Origin of the sequence: Microbacterium oleivorans, assembly GCF_023715745.1 — a bacterium.
In the GTDB taxonomy this organism is placed as follows: domain Bacteria; phylum Actinomycetota; class Actinomycetes; order Actinomycetales; family Microbacteriaceae; genus Microbacterium; species Microbacterium oleivorans_D.
In genome coordinates, this window is the sequence record NZ_JAMBOV010000029.1 from 1 (window position 1) to 255 (window position 255).

Genomic DNA, 255 nt, shown 5'->3' on the forward strand with positions numbered 1-255 from the left:
ATTACGTGCTGGCAACATAGAACGAGGGTTGCGCTCGTTGCGGGACTTAACCCAACATCTCACGACACGAGCTGACGACAACCATGCACCACCTGTTTACGAGTGTCCAAAGAGTTGACCATTTCTGACCCGTTCTCGTATATGTCAAGCCTTGGTAAGGTTCTTCGCGTTGCATCGAATTAATCCGCATGCTCCGCCGCTTGTGCGGGTCCCCGTCAATTCCTTTGAGTTTTAGCCTTGCGGCCGTACTCCCCA

General features: G+C 52.5%; 1 rRNA gene. It reads right to left on the minus strand.

The features are described 5' to 3' along the window. Positions 1-255 (minus strand): 16S ribosomal RNA (locus M3190_RS15280); the annotation flags it as partial.